This is a genomic window from Gemmiger gallinarum (assembly GCF_014982805.1).
Taxonomy (GTDB): Bacteria; Bacillota; Clostridia; order Oscillospirales; family Ruminococcaceae; genus Gemmiger; species Gemmiger gallinarum.
This window is the reverse complement of sequence record NZ_JADCKC010000004.1, coordinates 40180-58627: the sequence shown is the minus strand read 5'-3', so window position 1 is coordinate 58627 and position 18448 is coordinate 40180. Positions and strand designations below refer to the sequence as shown.

Here is an 18448-nt window from a genome sequence, read left to right as displayed (position 1 = left end):
ACTTTACACCTCGTAATTGACCCACTTTTTCTGTCCGATGAACTGGAAGATGGTGACAACACCGATCAGCAGCACCGTCCAGACAACGATGGCGGAGGCATAGCCCTTATCGCCGGCGATGAAGCTCTGGCGATAGAACAGGGACATGAGGCTCTGTGCGTCGTTGAGGGCGGGGTTGGCATCGTCCACCATCATGTAGATCAGATCGAAGACCTTCAGAGAGGACATCAGACGCATGATCATGACGACAAACAGGGTGGGAGAAACCATGGGCAGAGTGATGGAGAAGAACTGCTTGACCTTGGACGCGCCGTCCAGGTTGGCAGCCTCATACAGGGTGGCGGAGACGTTCTGCAGACCGGCCAGCAGCAGCACGGCGTCGTAGCCGATGTTGGACCAGATCTGAACGATGGCGCAGGTGATGAGCACCAGACGGGAGTCGGTCAGCCAGCCCACATTCACGCCGAAAACGCTGTTGATGATGCCGTACTGGGAGTTGAAGATCCACTTCCACACCATGGCCACGGCTGCGGGGGCAACGACCATGGGCAGGAAGAAGATGGCGCGGAAGGTGGTGCGGCCGCGGATCTTGCTGTTGAGCAGCACCGCCACCAGCAATGCCAGGAAGATGCCCACAGGCACCGTCAGGATGCAGAAAAGAATGGTGTTCCAGGTGGCTTTCCAGAACTCCACATTCTGGAACATCTCCACGTAGTTGTCAATGCCCTCAAATTCAAACAGGCCGAAGGGCAGCGACTTGGAAAAGCTCATGTAGATGGCCTGAATAAAAGGCCAGATGTTCAAAACCAGCAGGCCGATGATGGTGGGCGCCACCATGATGAGGCCCCACTTGGCACCGTCGCGGGCAAGCTTGGATGTCTTTTGCATTACGCATCCTCCTCGTAATATTCGGCACTGGCCTCATCGACGATGTCCTGCATGGTCTGCAGGCCGGTGTCCAGGTCAAGCTGACCGGTGTAGATCTTCAGCAGGGTGTCGCTGACCGGAGTCTTCCACTCAGGACGGGCGGCATTGTTGACGCTCTGCACGCAGTAGTCAAACATGTCGATGAAGGGCTGGACGTTGATGGGATAGTCGTTAAACACACCGACCCAGGTCTCTTCCAGACCCTCGTAGGCCGGGATGGCGGCGCCGCTCTCGCCCTGAATGCGCTGACCTTCCTCGCTGCCGAAGAACTTCAGCACATCCTTGACGATGTCCATGTGCTTGTTTTTGGCGCTGGTGGCGTAGCTCAGGCCGTTGGAGATGGAGGCGCGGCCGTCACCGCTGACAGGGTTGGGGCACTTGGGCAAAACCGCAACGTCCCACTTGCCCACCATGTCGGGGTAGTTTTGCAGCTCGGTCAGAATGTTCCAGTCACCTTCCAGGAACATGGCGCCCTTCTCGGAGAAGAAGGCAGTACCGGGAGAAGTCTCGGCAAAGTAGGTCTGGTCAGGGCACCAGTCATAGCTCTGCAGCCCGATGTAGAATTCCATGCCCATCTTGGTGGCGGGATCGGTGAAGTTGCCCCGGGTCTTATCCTCAGTCAGGATGCTGCCGCCTGCCTGATAGACAAAGTTCCAGTAACCCAGCTGGTCGTCGCCGTAGGCCATGTAGCCGTACTTGCCGGTGGCGTCGTAGATCTTCTGGGAGGCATCCACCAGGTCGTCCCAGGTCCAGTTCTCGTCGGGGTAGGCAACGTTCGCCGCATCAAACATTTCCTTGTTGTACACAAGGCCGACGGTGTCCTTGTCCTTGGGCACGCCGTACAGCTTGCCGTCCGAACCGCTGGCGTTGGCCAGGGAAATGTCCGAGAAATGCTCGGTCTCCACAATGTCGGAGCAGTCCGCCAGCATACCGTAGTCGGCATACTTCAGGATCTCATTGGTGTGCATCCAGAAGATGTCGGGCATCTGGTTGGACATGGCCGCAGCTTCCAGCTTGGTCCAGTACTCGTCCCAGCTGGTGACCTGTACCTCAATGTGGACATTGGGGTGCTCGGCGGTGTAGGCGTCACACATGGCCTGCATACCGTCACGCTGCGCAACGTCCCAGATCTGGAAGGCCAGGTTGACGGTGCCGTCGTCGGCCCCGGCGCAGCCGGCCAGTCCGGCCGCCATCAACGCCGCAAGAGCGCCGGTGGCAATACGATGCAACTTTTTCATGATCAGTCTCCTTTGGTTTGGGTACAATCGATTGCGGGTTTGTCATGTCGGCCGTATTGACAAAACGGGGCGAGGTCCGCTCTCCGTCATAGTGACGAAAAACGATAAACGAAATTGTGCATTGTGCACGTTGCACAGTTTCCGACCCTCGATAGCAGAATCATTATACAATCTGACGATAGGGGATAGAATACCATAATGCCGCTTTTTATATACCAATTTCTCTGAAAACATCCATTTTTATTGAAGTTACAACGCATTTTGGTATATAATGAGGGCGGGAGGTGCAGCCTATGGCGGACAATCTCAGCGGACAGCACAAGTTCAAGTTTCACGTCTTCCGGGACGAGCGGTTCATCGACCTGAACCTCTATCAGTTCGGGTGGGAGCGCAACGACCCGGTCCATTCCTACGGGCCCCATGCCCGCAATCACTACCTGTTCCACTATGTGATCTCGGGCAAGGGCAAGCTGTATACCGACACCGGCACCTATGAGATCACCCCCCGGCACGGCTTTCTCATTGTGCCGGGGCAGATCACCACCTACTGTGCCGACGACGAGGACCCCTGGGAATACACCTGGCTGGAGTTTGACGGCCTGCGCGCCCACGAGAGCCTGAATCTGGCGGGCATCAGCGCCGCAAAGCCGGTCTACACCGCCTGGAACGCCGAGGCGGGGCGCCTGTTGCAGGAGGAGATGCTCTACATCGTCAACCACAGCGACGCCAGCCCGGTGCACCTGATCGCTCACGGGTTTCTGTTTCTGGATCAGCTGGTGCAGTCCTCCGCCGACCGCCGCCACAACAGCGAGCGCCGGCTGCGGGACTTTTACATCCGGGAGGCGCTGACCTTCATCGAACAGAACTACCAGCGGGATATCTCCATCGAGGAGGTGGCTGCTGAGTGCGGACTCAACCGCAGTTATTTCGGCAAGGTGTTCCGGGATGCGGTGGGCGAGAGCCCCCAGGCCTATCTCATGCATTACCGCATGGCCCGGGCGGCCCAGCTGCTCAAGGAGACGCGCAGCACCATTGGAGAGATCGCGGTCCAGGTGGGCTATGCCAATCAGCTGCATTTTTCCCGGGCCTTCAAAAACGTCCACGGCATTTCCCCGCGGGAGTACCGGATGACCCATCTGCTGGACCCGGCGCAGCTGTCCGGCTCCAACGGACAGCGGGAGGAGGAAGAATGATACAGTTTACCAAGGCGGGCCGCACAGTCCGTATCTTTCCTGCCCGAGAGCCCGGCGCCCCGCTCATCTGCCTGAACGCCTGCGGCGAGGAGACGGAGGCGGTGTATGGGGAACTGCCCGGCGGTCTGCCCGATTTCACGCTGGCGGGCATCAGCGGCCTGGACTGGAACCGGGACATGGTACCCTGGGATCTGCCGGGGGAGAAGGAATCCTTCGCCGGCGGGGCGGACGACTATCTTCGCCTGCTTACCGGGACACTGCTGCCCGCTGTGGAGGACTGCCTGCCCGGGCCGCCCGGCTGGCGGGGAATTGCGGGGTATTCCCTGGGCGGACTGTTTGCGCTGTACGCCCTCTGCCGGACCGAGGCCTTCCATGGCGCGGCCAGCGTGTCGGGATCGCTGTGGTTCCCCGGAATTGTGGAATACCTGACGGAACATGAAATGTCTCCCGGAGTTTGTCGGGTCTATCTGTCGGTGGGCAGCCGGGAAGCCCGCACCCGCAATCCGCTCATGCGGCCGGTGCGGCAAAACGCCGAGGCGGTGGAGGCGCTGTGCCGGGAGAGAGGCATCCGCACCACCTTTGTCCTCAACCCAGGCAACCACTTTTTCCAGCCTGCCAGGCGGACGGCCGCAGGCATTGCCTGGCTGCTGGGCGGTACGGAGCCCAAATCTTGAAAAGGAGTGCTTATATAATATGAATATGAAGGTATATGGAACCCCCATCTGCATCGACTGCCGCAACTATCGCGCCATCCAGAAAAGCCGCGGCTTTGCGGCAGAGTATATTGACATCACCGAAAACACCGCCAACCTCAAAGAATTCCTGGCCATCCGGGACCACGATCCTCTGTTTGCTCCCCAGCGGGAAAAGGGCGGCATCGGCATCCCCCTCTTTGTGGGGGAGGACGGCGCCATGACCCTGGATGTGGACGAGGCCCTGGACTGGATCGGCCAGCCCCCGGTCCGGCCGGAGGAGATCGTGGAGCACCGTGCCTGCGATATAGGCGGATGCAAGTGAGCGGGAAGGGACAGACGGCATATATGAAAAAAGCAGGGACGCCGGCCGGTATGGCTGGCGTCCCTGCGGCATTGCAGGGGAAAAACGGATTGTGCAGAAAGGCGGTTCATTCCGTCGCGTCCTGGGGCGGAACTGCGCAAACCGGTTTGCGGGAATTTTTGCGGACGTTACTCAGAGTGACGGGCGTCATGTTGAGCAGCGATGCAATGTACTTGTGCGGGATGCGGTCGATCAGACCGGGATACTGGCGCAAAAACCATTCGTACCGCTGGGCGGCGGTGTATTGATACAGGGCGATCTTGAGATCCCGGTGCAGAGCCACCGACCACAGCAGAAACCGTCGGTACACTTCCATCAGGTCGGGATATTCCGCCAGCAGTTCCTGTACTTTTTCTACCGGAATGGCCACAAGCTCGGTGTATTCCAGCGCTTCCAGGGTGATGGAGGCGGGTTGGGTGAAATCGCTGTCCGGCATGGCGGGAGAACCGGTACGAAACACAATACAGTCGGTAATGTCCTTGCCGTTGGCATTGCTGGCCACCCCCCGCAGCACACCGTGGAGCAAAAAGCAGATATGCGTGGGCACAGTGCCGCTCTTGATGGCGAGCTCCCCGGTTTTGAGGGAAATGATCTGAGAGGCTTCGGAAACTTTCTGCAGCAGCGTTTCGTCGGAAGTGTGCAGCAGCTCCCGGTAAAAATCGATTAACAGCATGGACAACCCTTCCTCTTTTTGAGAAGCATGATTGGTATTTTACGCTTGGTTTCAACAATTTGCATTATTCTATTTTAATAGGAATCATCTTTTTTGGCTCCTCACCGGAGATGTGGGGCGGCTTTGCGCATATAAAAACAGGCTATCCCTTGGATAGCCTGTTCCATGGCGGAGCAGCAGGGATTTGAACCCTGGCGGTGCTGTTAACACCCTACGAGATTTCGAGTTTTGTTTCCCGAATGCCGTCTGTGCTCCCCCAGGATCAAAACAGGCCGTTTCGTCCCGCCCATTCTGACCACACCACGCGGAGTTCCGGCGCATCCGCCCGCAAAATCGCGTGGGTACAAGTAAAAGTATAGTACCACCGTTTAGGGAGAAAAGCAACGCCTTCCGGGAAAAATGCAAGACGCCGTGCAAGATAACCGGCAGGGCATCCGGCCCGCCGGGGCGGGTTCTGGCCGGTTTGTCCCGACGCAGGATTTTCCCGCAGGCGAGAAAAACGCCCCAAAATTCAAGAATCTTGTCGTATAGATACGGTTTCTCCGGGTCCGAATTTCATCAAAGGAGAATCCGACCATGAACGAACAAACCACTACACAGGACCGGCTGGCAGAGGAAATCGACGCGCTGTTGGCACCTTATCCCGATCCCATGAGCCGCAACGATTTCCGCATCGCCTGCCACATCGGCACCCGCACCTCGCTCTACCTGCTCCAGAGCGGGCTCGTTCCCTGCCTCCACACCGGCAAGCGCACCCGCTGCTACAAGATTGCCAAGGCGGACGTGGCCGCCTACCTGCGCCGCCGTCTCACCGAACCGGAGCATTATGCTCCTCCCAGCGGGTGGTACAAGAACTATCCGCAGCGCAAACCGCCCGCCGTATCCCTGACCCGTACCCTCGACTACGAAATTGTCAGCCGCCTGCTCCTCCGCGGCCATCTGGAACAGCAGCTGGCCGACGCCCCAGACGTGCTGACCGTGGAGCAGATCGCCCGCTTCACCGGCTACACGCCCCACACGGTCTCCCGCTGGTGCACCGAGGGCCGCCTGCGCACCATCCAGCGCCGCCCACGGTTCATGGTGCCGAAAACGTGGCTGTTGGACTACCTGGTTTCGGATGATTATAACAGGATAACGAGGAAGAGCAGGAAACATTATGGGATGATTCGGGAGATAAGCCAAAAGCCCCATCCCACCAAACTGTAATCTACCGCCCAACAAATAGTAAAAATGCCTGGCAGCACGATGCTGTCAGGCTTTTCATATTACAAACAGCAACAATTCGCGGGATTTTTCTTGTATGCTTTAAATGAATGCCCAAAAGATTTTATCATCTTTCTAATCATTATTCTAATAATTGGATTTATAATATAATTCGCAAATTTCTATTATAATTTTAGATGATAGTTTTTGCCCTACCGTTTCATCTGTCTCTTTTAACGGGTATCTCATCCAAGTCAGCATTTCCTTTTTCCTACGTGGTTTTTATACAAAATTAAAAACGATAAATCCGTTTTTAACGTTGACCGTTTTAGGAAAATGCGGTATAATAACGTCAACAAAAACAAAATATCCGTAATTAATTTAGGGGAGGCGATTGTGTGAAGCTGCTAAAAATACGTGCTTCAGGAATTCCTTTATTCAAAGACACCTGTGAAATTGATTTTCTTGCCTTACAAAGGGTGACTGCAGATGACGCGGAATCCATGAGCACCGTATTTTCCACGGGAAATCAGGCATTCACACAGAACAATGTTCTTGCTCTGATCGGCATTAACGCATCCGGCAAAACTACGGTCCTAAAATTAATCACCTTTGTCTGCAGAATGCTGAATCATGAACCTCTTAACAGCATTGATTGTGCAGAGTTTCTTGACGGCTTAACGGAAGATCAACGTGTCACCATCGAAACGTACTTCTACGCGAACAGCAGTGCAACATATTCTCCGGCTGGCGGCAATGCAATCAATCTGCTCAAAACTGTAATCATTAAAAGAAACGATAAGCTATTGATTGCAAAAGAAACCATTCAAACCAAGGTAATTTCAGCAGGTCTTCGAAAGAAAAATCTTCTTGACTTTAAAGGCGTAGAAATCAATTTTGCTCGCCATTTTAACGAGTATTTGCTGGATGATGTCAGCATTATGGTGGCCTTTAACAAAAGAAACAATGAGCAAATCGTTGTTTCCGATATGTTGCAGTACACCAATGTGAATCAACTGAGTTTGTCCGATGATTGCCCGCTTGAATTAATCGCCTTCTTTGATCCCAGTATCGAATATCTAAGATTTAAAAAAGATAGTAAGGATATTCGCATCAGCCTGAAGTTCAAAGGGAAAAAAGAAATCACGCTAAATCAATTTTCGGAGTTGAACAGATATCTCTCGTCCGGCACAATTAAAGGTATTAACACTTTCTTGAAAGCCATAAAGGTATTTAAAGCCGGAGGCTATCTGATTGTTGATGAACTGGAAAATCATTTCAACCACGAGATTGTATCCACGTTAATCCGTCTTTTCATGGACAAAAAAGTAAACAAATCCGGTGCAATGCTGATTTTTTCCACACATTACGCGGAACTGCTCGACGAATTTGAGCGCAATGATAATATCTATATTGTCAGAAACAGACATGGCATTATCCTGGACAACCTTTCGACAATTCTCAATAGAAACGATATCAAGAAAAGCGACGCCTATCAAAGCGGTTTTCTGGAAGGAACCGTTCCCATGTATGAGGCATACATGGATCTGAAAAGAGCCCTTATCAAAGCAAACGAGGAGGGCTAATCTATGGAGCTTTCCAAGTATATCGCTTGCCTTTGTGAGGGAACCGCGGAAGAAGTAATCATCAACATTCTCTTGGATAATGACAAATTGATTTTCAACAGGAGTCAGCTGATTGAGGAAACACCGCTCCGGTGTCGGGATGCAAAAACTTTTGAAACCCGCCACTTAAGGAAGGGATTTACAGATCAAATATCCATCATTCGCATTTTGGATTCCCGCAGGGAAAAGTTTAACCTCAGTAAGGCATATCAGCACAAGATAGATGTAATTAACGTCATTACCGCTCCAGAAATCGAAATGCTTGTAATCTTGGCCGAAAACAAGTATACAGAATATAAGTCATCTCATAAGAAGCCCAGTGATTTCTGTACGCAGAACTTACAATATCGCCATGTCAAAAGTCGTGATTTCGTTCAAGACTATTTTCAGGATGCTGATAAGTTAATTGCCGCAATCCGCGAATATAAGCGTGTATCTAATATTCCACATGGTGAATATTCACTTGCGGATCTGCTGAAATAGCTACCCTCTTGCTTTTATCCCCCCACACAAAAGAATCTATTTCCTATCTATCCCCGTCATCTGTCTTCTTTCATCTACCCAGTCATATAGAACAAAATAGTTATATGGGCAGGCAGACAGACAAATATAATTCAGATATTCCTCCCTGTTCTTATTGTGGTAGAAGACATATCGGGCGTGCAGAAACATCTGCACGCCCGATATGTTTATCCGTCTTTAATTATTGCTTTCTCGCGAAATTTCGGCCGGAGCAATATCGCATTACTTTCACTTCATTTAGCAGATCAAGCGGACAATATTGTGCGTTTTCTCTGCTAATATGTTGTAAAAAAGCATCGAGAGCACCATTAGAATCTCAAAGCGAGCGCCTTCCTTTTCATTCCACGCCAAGTGCTTTGAACACAGCATCCTCGGCGCTGCTGTAAAAAATCAAATTGAAGCTGCCGATCAGGTCGGCAGGAACTGTCCCCAATTCTGTCGCGGAGGTCATGGGCAGCAGCACCTTTTTGGCTCCGCTGTCCAGGCAAACCTGTAAAGCGTTGGGCAGCTCGTCCACCTTGATCATCGTACCGCTGATACTGATCTCACCTAAAACAGCAGTAGAGCTTAGCACCGGTCTTCCAAGAGCGATGGAACACAGCGCGATCAGCGTAGGCAGCGCTAGCTTGCCTGTCATGCCGATCCCTTGCAAGTCCTGGTAGTTGATGATGTAGTCCTTCGTGGATGTGCTGATAGAGCCGCTGATGCGGCCGCCATTCGCCTTCAAGTAGTTGAAGGCGGTATTGGTGGCTTCCTTTGCATCCCGGTCAGAACCAATTCCGGTACGCTCGAACTTTCCACTTCCAGGCAACATCTGGCTTTCCAAGCGGAAAACGCCAATCATGCCGGATCTACCCCGGCTCACCGTGTAGACCTGGCCGGGATTGCATAGACCCTCGGGGATCAGTTTGCCACCGCCCTGCTCCGGCACAGAAACATAGTGCTCGTCAAAGGTTTCGTTGTCCAAGTAGGAAAAGTTCACGTCGTAGAACTCCATACCGCCCAGCTTTTTCAGCTGCTCTTTCACCCTGCGGCGCATTTCCAACGCGATCTGGAGAATTTCTTCCAGTTCTTTCTTGTCAAAAACGCCATCGGGATATACCAACTTGACAAGCCCGCCAACCATTTTCCGCACCGCGATGGTATCGCGCTGGTTGAGATTCTTCCCTAGGCGGAAATATCGGTCCAAAGCATCCCCATACTGCTCTTTGCGGAGCTCCCGCAAAAACTCAGCTAAGTAATCCGTAATGAAGCCGTAGTCATCAGTGAAATGCTCCGGGCGGAATTTGGGAATTTCCCAACCCGGAAGGTAACAATGGATGCGGTCCAGGAAAGCTGTGTCTGTCCCCATTTCCGGCGGGAAGGGGTCAAAGAGGCTGGATGTTTTCAACAGGACGTCTACGCTCTGATTGATGTTACCCACAAATACCATCGAAGCGTTTGCTGCTTTTTCCTCTTTACCGCGGGCAAAAGAACCAGATGCCATATAGTCCTTCATGATCTGGATTCCATCCTTATCCTTGAAACGGATACCGGCCACCTCGTCAAAGGCTACACAATCCCACAAGCCTACCAATCCCATAGTGTGCTTACCCATATTGTAGAACAGGTTGGCGACTGTGGTCTGGCCTCCGGAGACCAGAATGCTATTCGGGGAAACTTCCTTGTATAGATGGGATTTTCCGGTGCTGCGCGGCCCCAGTTCACAGAGATTGAAGTTGTTCTCCACCAGTGGCACCATACGCAACAACAGCAGCCACTTTTCCCGATAGGTTAGCTGATCCGGTTCCATGCCGATGGAACGCAGCAGCACATCAATCCACTCTTCTTTGGTAAACGCCTTGCGGCCCTTTTTCAAATCGTCAATGTCCACATGGGGCATCTGGATCGGGGTCAGCTTGCGAATGCTGATGAGGGATTCATTTTTCTTTTTAGGTTTACGATCGGGAACGATTATAGCGGTTTCTTGCTCATTATTGTATTCGAGCTGAACGATACACCAGATGCCTCCGCACAGAAGGCGATCGAATGTTTCCGGGTATTCCTCGGAAATAGGCACACCGCCAAGACCCAGATTCGAGAATCTGGTCTCGTAGTAATCGTATTTTAGGTTCAGTTCCACCGTCACCTGGTCGATGATGGTCATACTTCCACGCTGGCGCAGTCGGGAAAGCACCTTTTCCGACTCGTCCGGTCTCACATAGTTGTCCGCCAGGATGCGCTTGACGGTCTCAACACCCTTTTGGACGATTTCGTCATCATCCGTGCTGCAATACTGCCCCAGCAGAAATTCCAGAACATAGGTGGGGACATTTGCCCCTTCTTTGATTTTCTTGGTCAGGTCCTTGCGGACGATCTTTCCGTCAAAATTCTGGCGGAGCTTTTCTTTGATTGCCTCGCGGGTATCCACGCTCGTTTCAAACTCTTCCATTGATTTTTACTCCTTGGAGATGCCTTCTCAGAAGAAATTGAAATCATCCACTGCAAAGGCGATGTCGATCTGGAATTCTTCTTTCTCCGGCGCTTGCAGCCCGCTCTCGTCCGCGATCACCAGGAAATACGTCTGCCGGTTGCTGTACTTCTGGGAGCGCAGGCTGAAATTGCAGCGGAAGGTCCGCTCCTGGGCGTTGTCGCTGGTCTTATCGGCAATGATCTTGCCGGTGTCGCTGATCTTTTGTCCGTTCTCGTCCACAAAGTACACCAGATACCGGGCTGCTTCGCGGTTTCCTCCCACGGCTTCCTTCTGGTAGAAGTTCAGCGAGAAGATCATGTTGCTGATTTTCCGGCTGGCAGACAACAGGCTGACCGTCACCGGCTTGGTATCGATCTTGTCCCGGTTGCGCTGATACTCCTTGTAGGAGTTGCGCAGGAACTGGAACTCCAACACCGGCACCACCATTTCCTGCAAACTGATACCACCATGCACGAAGTTGAGGCCGCCACCCTTTTTCTTGATGCGGACATATTCTCTCGGTGCGAAAGCTTCATAGCCGGTGTTGCCGTCCAACAACCGGATCGGCAGCAGATACCTGGGCTGCGCACCTTTTTGCGTGATCAGATATCGGCGGTCCACTTCCACGTCCTGCTCGGTGGGAGTGGTGCGGTCCACCTTGTCGTCCTCTCCCAGAGGGCTGTATGTGTAGATAAAACCGTGGTCTGCAGTGACGAGAATATTCGTTCCACCAAAATCGTTGACAATGATCCGAGCCAGGTTCTTGATCTGGCTAATGGCTTCCTCGCAGGCGGAAAAGACGGCGCTGTCAGAGGTGTGGCTGGCCTTGTCCACGGTGTCGTGGTAGATATAGACGACGCTCATTCCCTTGACGAGAGCCTGCCGATCCTGCCGTTTCAGCAGCAGGATCTCTTCATATTTCAGCGCCACACTGGCGGGATTGGCCTTTTTCAGCAGCTTGTCCCGGTATCCAGCGTCGGTGGGTTCACCGTCGGCCAGCACGGCAAGGGTACCGTCGGTGCGAGGCTTGACCTCCAGCTTTTTGTGGGGCAGCAGCGCGGCCATGCCATACTTGGTCACGGTCGGAAACATCCCCTCGCAGCTGCCGAGGGTCACCTTGCACTGCATTTCCCGCCGAAGGTCCTCTGCCAACGAAGCTGCCGCTTCGTACCGGAAAGCGTCCGACACGATCACAAAAACCCGGTTCTCGCTGGGCCGCACCTTTTGGGCATAGAAATCGGTCTGCTGGGGCACTTCCAGAATATGGCCGTGCTTTTCCAGAGTTTCAGCACAGGCATCCGACCAGTTCTGGCCCAGCTGGCCCAGGAACCAGTGGGTGTACAGCCCCTCCACCTTGTCCGCCACCTGCTTGAACAGGTCATCCAGCAACGGGTGGGATTCCTTCAAACTGCGCTGGAAGCACAGATGGAACAGCCGGTAATAGGTGTCCATCCGATAGTAGTCGGAGGTATATTCCCTCCAGATGCGGTGCGGTTCCACCGTATGGAATCCGGCGGAGTGCTCCGTAAAGAACGCCTGCATATTGGCCACCTGGAGCAGGCCCTCGTAGTAGCTAGCGACGCTTTGGTACCAGGGCATGGTGCGGCGTTTTTCCACCACCAGCCGGATTGACTCCACCTGGATAATGTGATTGCCGATCTCTTTCATTAGACTGGTCAGGATGCACTCGTCAACGCAAGGGAAACAGGCGGTATCTACCAGATCGGTCACCGGCAGCTTGGAAAAACGCTGAGGCAGACGAGCTTCCTGTTCCACATATCGTGCGATCTCATACAGCTGTGTGGTGTCCTGGCTGTGCAGCCAGTCCGAGACGAAATCATAGCAGTATGCTTGATGGGGAACAGACAGAAAGGCATCCAAACCGGCCAGGAGATCAGTGTGCATAGTACGGGTGGCGGCAGTGAGCAGCAGATGAATGGCTAACCGGCCCAGGCTGCAGTCCTCTCCTTCGCTGTATCCGGTGCCCTGGGATACCATGACCCAAAACGCCTGATCCGCCCCATAGTTCGCAAAGCTTTGATAGACGCTGTTCGTCTCCAGCTCCAGCCCGGCATTGAGGACTGCCCGGAGAACTGCACTCGGCTGCAACCTGCTGCAGCCGCTGAGCGCCGCCATGACTGCCAGATGCATTTGTGGAGTCGTAGAAACGCTGCCGACAAGTTTCTTTACAGCGTTGCGGTGCTTTTGTGAACGAAAGAATTTCTGGTACCGCTTCACCTGGTTACGAATTATAGGGGTGGCGGGCAGCCCCATCTCGTCCATCCAGATGGAATTGAGGTCGGCGCGGAACTCCTCGCTGTACAGCTGCACGTTGATGAGCCAGTTATCATCGTCCTGCGTGCTGGGCCTGGGGTCGTAAACGAGAAAATTAGATGTCAGATCATCCTCACAGAGTCGCTTTTTGACAGCGAAGGTGTTACTGCCTGTCAGCGCCAGGACGGTGACACCATCCAGAGCCAGTTCCCCGACCTGGTCCTCAAACTCCCGTTCCTCATCGTACCAGAAGATGATCCGGCGCTGGTAAAACTCCGGCAAAGGTGCAGCGAAACGGCGAATCAAATCTTGTTTAATCGTATCAATGTCCATGCTGCCACCTCCATTTTATGCATCGATTCATTGGAGTAAGGGGGCGACCAGCTGAATCAGTGCGGTAACCGCTGTACCAAATTCGGCAACCCCTTTTACTGTATCTTTTACATTATTTAGCGCTGCGATCGCTGTTTTCAGCATTCCCTTTTTGGGCTTTTCTGCCGTAGCTTCCGCTTCAATAACTTCCAAACTATCAGAAACGGTTTCCTTATCTTCGGCATTCAGTTCGCTTGCACTTGTGCGTACCGCCTCAATCAATGTTTTTAGATCATTTGTATTGAGTCCAATATTAGCGGTGGCAGTAACAGTGGCATTATCGTTTGCGATAATTGCTTGTCCGTTCTGAACAGTTACATTGTATACTACTTTTTCATCCAAGCCCATGTCGATCCCCACTTTCGTCAGATAGCGCTCAATATGGCGAATCAGCACCATAACAAAACGATCATTGAATCCTTTTACCATATCTTGAAACTTTTTGGAAGCAGAGTATCCGTAAGCCAAACTTCGATGCACCTCTATATGTCGCTCTACGATATATTCTAGAACGGCATACACGTTTCTAACCTCTTCTTCTTCAGTGTCTCCAGTCGGGAATATTACCCGCCCATAAGAAGATTGCACCTGCTTAGCTTTCTCTTCTAAATTCCAATCGCAGCAACCGCAATCAGAAATATACTCAAAGATAATCGGGGTATTTTTAATAAACCCAAGAAATTTCCCAAGTACATCCAAGTAATCCTGATAATCAGCCTGAAGTAACCGATTGGAGATGCTGTTGAAATCGTATTGTATTTTTCTTAAATCTCTCCTACTCAATCTCATAGTTCTTTACCCCGCAAAAAGGGCAATACGCCCCCGTCATTTTTAACAATGGTTTAATTTTGGCTGTACGACCGCAGCATGGAAACATTGTTATCTCTAATGCTTCTATCCCAGATCGAATTGGATCTTCTGGCTCATGATTTGGGCGCTTTCCAGCCTTAAACTTAATGATACTATTTCTCTTGTTATGGCGTTCCAAATCCTTGAACGCGTCATATAGCATATCATTGACTTTATTTTCGACCATCCGCCTTGCAAGTTCTATTACATCTTCTGTAACGTAACTATCACTGACTAATCCACAGCTGGGGCAGAATATATGCAGCACTCCATCATCCTCTATATCAGAGGGCGTTGCCTTAAAAAAGGTTCCGCAATGTTCGCACTGCAAGAGGACATATCCATCATCATCAGCAGGTATCGAAATGGTCATGTGAAATTCATCGCTCACAGGACTTTTCCCCCTCACTTGATTTTTGCCAACACGTCCTGGAATTTGGCGTAGTTGACCTTAACGCCGTCATCCAGGTCGATGGAAATCATTTGGTCAGCCAGATGGTGAATTTTTTCCTCGTAGGTCCGCAGCTCGGCGTCCTGCTCCTGCAATTTCTTCAGCTGCTTGTTCAGCTTCACACGCTCAGCGGTGGACGCCGCAGCGATGCGGCTTTCCAGGTCGGCGATGGCGGTGCGGTAGCGGCTTTGCTGCTCATGGACATAGTCGGTACGGATGCGTGCGATGGTGTCCGGCTGATAGCGGTGCATATAGATAAGCGCCTTGAAGCCGTTTTTCTTGCCGCTGTCAAAGAGCCAGTAGATGGGCCGCTTCTGGTAGGTCTTACAGTGGTCGGCATAGAAGTCGTTCAGGAAATAACTGCGGATCACATCGCGGGGCGTACCTTTGCCGCCCAGGGCATCGGCAATGAATTTGAGGTTTTCTTCCAGCGTGTCGCTGCCGTAGACCGTCTCGATGAACTTAACAAAACGGCCCACCATGTCATCATCGAAGTATTCGTCGTCGCAGATGGGGATGACATTGTCAGCATCCACCGGGTAGGAAAGAGTTTTCCAGCCATCATCTGTTTTAATTTGGTTATATCCAGTCGGCTTCACGGTCAATACTCTGCCATCTGCCAGATGAACTTCTTTGCCCTCTACCGTATAAATTTCCTGCTGCATACGATACACAGAGTCCCAGTCGCCGCCGGCATAGGCAAGCCCTTCCACATCCAGGGAGTAGCGGCCAAGCATACAGCCCACAGCGTAGGAAATCAGGGACACGATGACATCCCGCCTGGTGAGCACATAGTTGGAGCCCCGCAACGATGCGGGAATGTCGTCTTTGGTATCCACCAGATAGTGGACGGTCACGTCCTTGTCGGTAACCTCCGGGGTTAGCTCGTCCTGCAAACCATAGATGGCGATGAAAATGCGGTTGAGTTCTTCCTCATTAGCTTTCAACTTTTGGAACCGGCCATCACATTCCAGTTTCCATGAGCGATAAGCAGAAGAAAGGAGTGTAACCGGCAATTTGCTCCCCCAAGCATACGCCCCAGCTAGCCTCAATCGAACCAACGGATGCTGTTTGAAGTCCCAGGACGTTTCAAAGGAATCCCAATCGGCCTTTGCAAGTGCCATGTTATCATTTGAAAAATTTTCAATCGTAGATTCACTATCTACACATATTGGTAATGCACTAAAGTCATCTGCTGTTGTATTTAATGTTTGACTTTTGATTTTTATAAAAAATTCAGATACACAAGAGTTTAGTAATGCCAATGCATATGTGAGTGTTGTCGTAGCTGTAGGGACAAAGTAATTCCCAGCTTGATCGTTGAGGCAATTGTCGCACATACGGAAAGATAGTTTACCTGAGGTTAAAGATGAATAGCTAATTACTTTCGAGAATGCAAATGCCAAATTTCTCATTGCACTGCCAGAATAGTTTTTTAATCGCTCTCCATCATTTTCCCAATCTACAACATATTCTCTGTTTCCATACCACTTCCTATATTCGCCGCCCTTATTATAAGAAAACCAGCGCTTGGAAGGAGTATATATTGATAAACTTTCATCAGCTAGATTTACTTCAAACCAAAGACGTAAAAAGCGATTATTATCTGCTGTTGTCAATCCGCGTTTAAAAGAAAATTCATCATAGAATTTTTTGTTTTCTAATAACCCTATTATTTTTTCATTTACCCAATATGTCACCGGGCTTCCTGGAATCTTGGAGAAATTGGACTGCCGGGCAGTATAGCAATTTTTCTGATTAAAAAATTCTGGTTCTTTTTCATCTCTACGGGCATAACAGTATTCTACCAAACGAACTGCAGACATTTTGTAATCGAGATTGGCACTGTATGTAACCCAAGATACAATCGGATTATGTCCCACCTTTCCGTCGAACAGTTCCGTGCCAAAATCGACAAGGCTGGTAATCGCCGCGGTAGAATCAACAAATTTGCGGAGCTTTTCAAAGCCCGAGAGAAACATCCAAGAAGATGTCGTTATAAATGCAGTATATCCGATTGGTTTTGCCAAATCAACAAGTGCATGTTTATACATGACCATGCTTAGATCATTTTTGACATCTGGATAGTTTTCTTTTACAAATTTATCAAGCAATGGAGAAAACCGACTACTACCCAAATAAGGTGGATTGGTGACCACCACATCATATTTCTGCACCAGCGCCTGCGTCAGTTCTATCAGCGGCTCAAACGTTCGCAGTATCTCATAGCTCATGGCATCGGTGAACAGATTGCCATAGCTGCTCATACGGTCCACCTCAGTGACCCGCTTTTTCAGTCTTTCCAGTTCTTCCAAAGTGGCATTCGGCTTCACCAGACTGCCGTACTCCTTGGCATCTGCAAAGGAATCCCACAGGCGGTGGGCAATTTCCTCTTCTTCGCCCAGAAGTCCCCACGCCTCATGGGACAAGGGTCCGCTGTTCTGGATGGCGTACACATGGGGCTGCATCCCCCGGCTGAAGAAACGCCGGTCATACTGGCGGGCCTTCATCATTACCGCAAAATAGGCCAGTTGGGCGGCGCGGTCGTCAATGTCCAGGCCATAGAGATTGTTCTGGACGATGCTGGTCACCGCCTCCCGGGTGGTATAGCCGTAGCTCTCATAAATCTGCACCAGGACATCAAACAGATAGGCAAGAATATGGCCGGAACCGCAGCAGGGGTCGATGCACTTAATCTGCTCCGGGGGCATAGCAGCATACTCTTTGCGGAGCTCGGCCAGCTGCGCCTGCACATCCGGTTCCTGTTCGGCTTCCTCCAGATAATACTTCCAGGTGGCTTTCAGTTCGTCGTTGGGATGCCCCTCCACCCACAGGCGGCCCAGGGAGTTCTCCACCATGTAGCGGACAGCCCAGTCCGGCGTATATATCGTGGTAGCCGCTGGAAGCAATTCTTTCGTAATCCGGGCTTTGGACATAGAGCCATCATAAACCAGTTCGTTCAACTCAGTTATGTAATACTGGTACATCCAGCCGATGATCTGCACCGCGTCCTTCCAGTCCTCCTCGGGAATCAGCTGGATCATCTGCTGGAGAACACTGCCCTCCCGCAAGAGGTTATCCGGGAAAAGCAGTTCGGTATAGTCGGAGATCTGCTGGAACATGCCGGGCAGGATGGATGAAAGGGCGTTGCACTGGACGATGACCATATACTTGAACAAGCCGTCGTCGTTATTGGCGTTCTTGAAGGCATAGACCTTCTGCATATCCAAGCCGTCCAGTTCCATGTGGATGGCTTCGGCCAGGATCTGGGGTTTGAACTGGTTGTCCTCATCGGTGAACACCCGCACATGGGAGGGCAGATACCCGTTGACCTCCATGAAGCGCAGAGCGATGAAACGGTTGAACCAGGTATAGGCCACCTCCTCCATTACCTGCTGGTAACCCTTCTGCCGAATCTGGGCGATCAGCGCCTGCCGCTGGGTCTTTTCCTCTGCGGATAGGACCCTCCCCAGAACGCTGTCCGCTGCCGGGTCGCCAAACCCGGCTTCTGTAATTTCAAAATATGCCGCCCGCTGACTGACCCGGGAGATCAGCTCCCGCCGGGCCCAAACCGCGAATTTCTTGATTGCGTTTTTGTCCATCCTTGATTCCT

General features: G+C 51.8%; 14 protein-coding genes and 1 tRNA gene. 6 read left to right on the top strand and 9 right to left on the bottom strand.

All coding sequences use genetic code 11. The annotated features are described in order from the left end of the window. Positions 1-3: 3 nt before the first annotated feature. Both INF35_RS12840 and INF35_RS12835 read right to left on the bottom strand, forming a co-directional pair. On the bottom strand, positions 4-888 hold the full coding sequence (locus INF35_RS12840; protein ID WP_193503107.1) for a carbohydrate ABC transporter permease: 885 nt from the start codon (positions 886-888) through the stop codon (positions 4-6). Further along, on the bottom strand, positions 888-2165 hold the full coding sequence (locus INF35_RS12835; RefSeq protein WP_193503105.1) for an ABC transporter substrate-binding protein: 1278 nt from the start codon (positions 2163-2165) through the stop codon (positions 888-890). Before INF35_RS12835 ends, INF35_RS12840 begins: the two co-directional genes overlap by 1 nt. Before the next feature lie 293 nt (positions 2166-2458). Between INF35_RS12835 and INF35_RS12830 the strand changes: the two genes are divergently transcribed. From INF35_RS12830 to INF35_RS12820, 3 genes are read left to right on the top strand one after another with little or no spacing between them, the layout of a single operon-like run. After that, positions 2459-3358, top strand: a complete 900-nt coding sequence (locus tag INF35_RS12830) for an AraC family transcriptional regulator (protein WP_193503103.1) — start codon at positions 2459-2461, stop codon at positions 3356-3358. After that, positions 3355-4032, top strand: coding sequence for an alpha/beta hydrolase (locus tag INF35_RS12825; protein ID WP_193503101.1), 678 nt, complete (start codon positions 3355-3357; stop codon positions 4030-4032). The genes INF35_RS12830 and INF35_RS12825 overlap by 4 nt, the downstream gene beginning before the upstream one ends. Positions 4033-4051: 19 nt before the next feature. Beyond that, positions 4052-4375: a hypothetical protein gene (locus INF35_RS12820; protein ID WP_235983245.1), complete on the top strand. Its 324-nt coding sequence runs from the start codon at positions 4052-4054 to the stop codon at positions 4373-4375. A gap of 106 nt (positions 4376-4481) precedes the next feature. Here the strand turns inward: INF35_RS12820 and INF35_RS12815 are convergent, their stop codons facing one another. Together INF35_RS12815 and INF35_RS12810 are read right to left on the bottom strand one after the other, a co-directional pair. Beyond that, the gene (locus INF35_RS12815) at positions 4482-5087 is read right to left on the bottom strand and encodes a Crp/Fnr family transcriptional regulator (RefSeq protein ID WP_193503099.1); all 606 of its coding nucleotides are present in this window, start codon (positions 5085-5087) and stop codon (positions 4482-4484) included. A gap of 166 nt (positions 5088-5253) precedes the next feature. Further along, a tRNA-Ser gene (locus INF35_RS12810) sits at positions 5254-5342 on the bottom strand. A 321-nt stretch (positions 5343-5663) separates the two neighbouring features. Between INF35_RS12810 and INF35_RS12805 the strand changes: the two genes are divergently transcribed. From INF35_RS12805 to INF35_RS12795, 3 genes are all read left to right on the top strand, one after another. Next, on the top strand, positions 5664-6293 hold the full coding sequence (locus INF35_RS12805; protein ID WP_193503097.1) for a helix-turn-helix domain-containing protein: 630 nt from the start codon (positions 5664-5666) through the stop codon (positions 6291-6293). 395 nt (positions 6294-6688) lie between these two features. Next, the gene (locus INF35_RS12800; RefSeq protein WP_193503096.1) at positions 6689-7876 is read left to right on the top strand and encodes an AAA family ATPase; all 1188 of its coding nucleotides are present in this window, start codon (positions 6689-6691) and stop codon (positions 7874-7876) included. Between the two features lie 3 nt (positions 7877-7879). Beyond that, positions 7880-8398 carry a hypothetical protein gene (locus tag INF35_RS12795; protein WP_193503094.1) on the top strand — a complete coding sequence of 173 codons (519 nt, stop codon included), beginning with the start codon at positions 7880-7882 and terminating at the stop codon, positions 8396-8398. 376 nt (positions 8399-8774) lie between these two features. Here INF35_RS12795 and brxL read toward each other — a convergent pair whose 3' ends face one another. From brxL to pglX, 5 genes are read right to left on the bottom strand one after another with little or no spacing between them, the layout of a single operon-like run. Further along, positions 8775-10868 (bottom strand): protease Lon-related BREX system protein BrxL, encoded by a 2094-nt coding sequence (gene brxL, locus INF35_RS12790; protein ID WP_193503092.1) that lies wholly within the window; start codon positions 10866-10868, stop codon positions 8775-8777. Positions 10869-10895: 27 nt separating this feature from the next. Further along, complete coding sequence (gene pglZ / locus INF35_RS12785; protein WP_193503090.1) at positions 10896-13496, bottom strand: BREX-1 system phosphatase PglZ type A; 2601 nt, start codon at positions 13494-13496, stop codon at positions 10896-10898. Between the two features lie 27 nt (positions 13497-13523). After that, a complete protein-coding gene (locus INF35_RS12780; protein WP_193503088.1) occupies positions 13524-14324 on the bottom strand; it encodes a hypothetical protein in 801 nt (266 codons plus the stop codon). Beyond that, the gene (locus INF35_RS12775; RefSeq protein WP_193503086.1) at positions 14311-14775 is read right to left on the bottom strand and encodes a TFIIB-type zinc ribbon-containing protein; all 465 of its coding nucleotides are present in this window, start codon (positions 14773-14775) and stop codon (positions 14311-14313) included. The genes INF35_RS12780 and INF35_RS12775 overlap by 14 nt, the downstream gene beginning before the upstream one ends. A 14-nt stretch (positions 14776-14789) precedes the next feature. After that, entirely contained in the window at positions 14790-18437 is a 3648-nt protein-coding gene (gene pglX, locus INF35_RS12770) for a BREX-1 system adenine-specific DNA-methyltransferase PglX (protein ID WP_193503084.1), read from the bottom strand. Between the last annotated feature and the right edge of the window lie 11 nt (positions 18438-18448).

Excerpts from the sequence above, each read along its gene's own strand:
- INF35_RS12805 (WP_193503097.1), top strand. The coding sequence starts at position 5,664 with ATGAACGAACAAACCACTACACAGGACCGGCTGGCAGAGGAAATCGAC.
- INF35_RS12780 (WP_193503088.1), bottom strand. The coding sequence starts at position 14,324 with ATGAGATTGAGTAGGAGAGATTTAAGAAAAATACAATACGATTTCAAC.
- INF35_RS12835 (WP_193503105.1), bottom strand. The coding sequence starts at position 2,165 with ATGAAAAAGTTGCATCGTATTGCCACCGGCGCTCTTGCGGCGTTGATG.
- INF35_RS12840 (WP_193503107.1), bottom strand. The coding sequence starts at position 888 with ATGCAAAAGACATCCAAGCTTGCCCGCGACGGTGCCAAGTGGGGCCTC.
- INF35_RS12825 (WP_193503101.1), top strand. The coding sequence starts at position 3,355 with ATGATACAGTTTACCAAGGCGGGCCGCACAGTCCGTATCTTTCCTGCC.
- INF35_RS12795 (WP_193503094.1), top strand. The coding sequence starts at position 7,880 with ATGGAGCTTTCCAAGTATATCGCTTGCCTTTGTGAGGGAACCGCGGAA.
- INF35_RS12820 (WP_235983245.1), top strand. The coding sequence starts at position 4,052 with ATGAATATGAAGGTATATGGAACCCCCATCTGCATCGACTGCCGCAAC.
- brxL (WP_193503092.1), bottom strand. The coding sequence starts at position 10,868 with ATGGAAGAGTTTGAAACGAGCGTGGATACCCGCGAGGCAATCAAAGAA.
- INF35_RS12830 (WP_193503103.1), top strand. The coding sequence starts at position 2,459 with ATGGCGGACAATCTCAGCGGACAGCACAAGTTCAAGTTTCACGTCTTC.
- pglX (WP_193503084.1), bottom strand. The coding sequence starts at position 18,437 with ATGGACAAAAACGCAATCAAGAAATTCGCGGTTTGGGCCCGGCGGGAG.
- pglZ (WP_193503090.1), bottom strand. The coding sequence starts at position 13,496 with ATGGACATTGATACGATTAAACAAGATTTGATTCGCCGTTTCGCTGCA.
- INF35_RS12815 (WP_193503099.1), bottom strand. The coding sequence starts at position 5,087 with ATGCTGTTAATCGATTTTTACCGGGAGCTGCTGCACACTTCCGACGAA.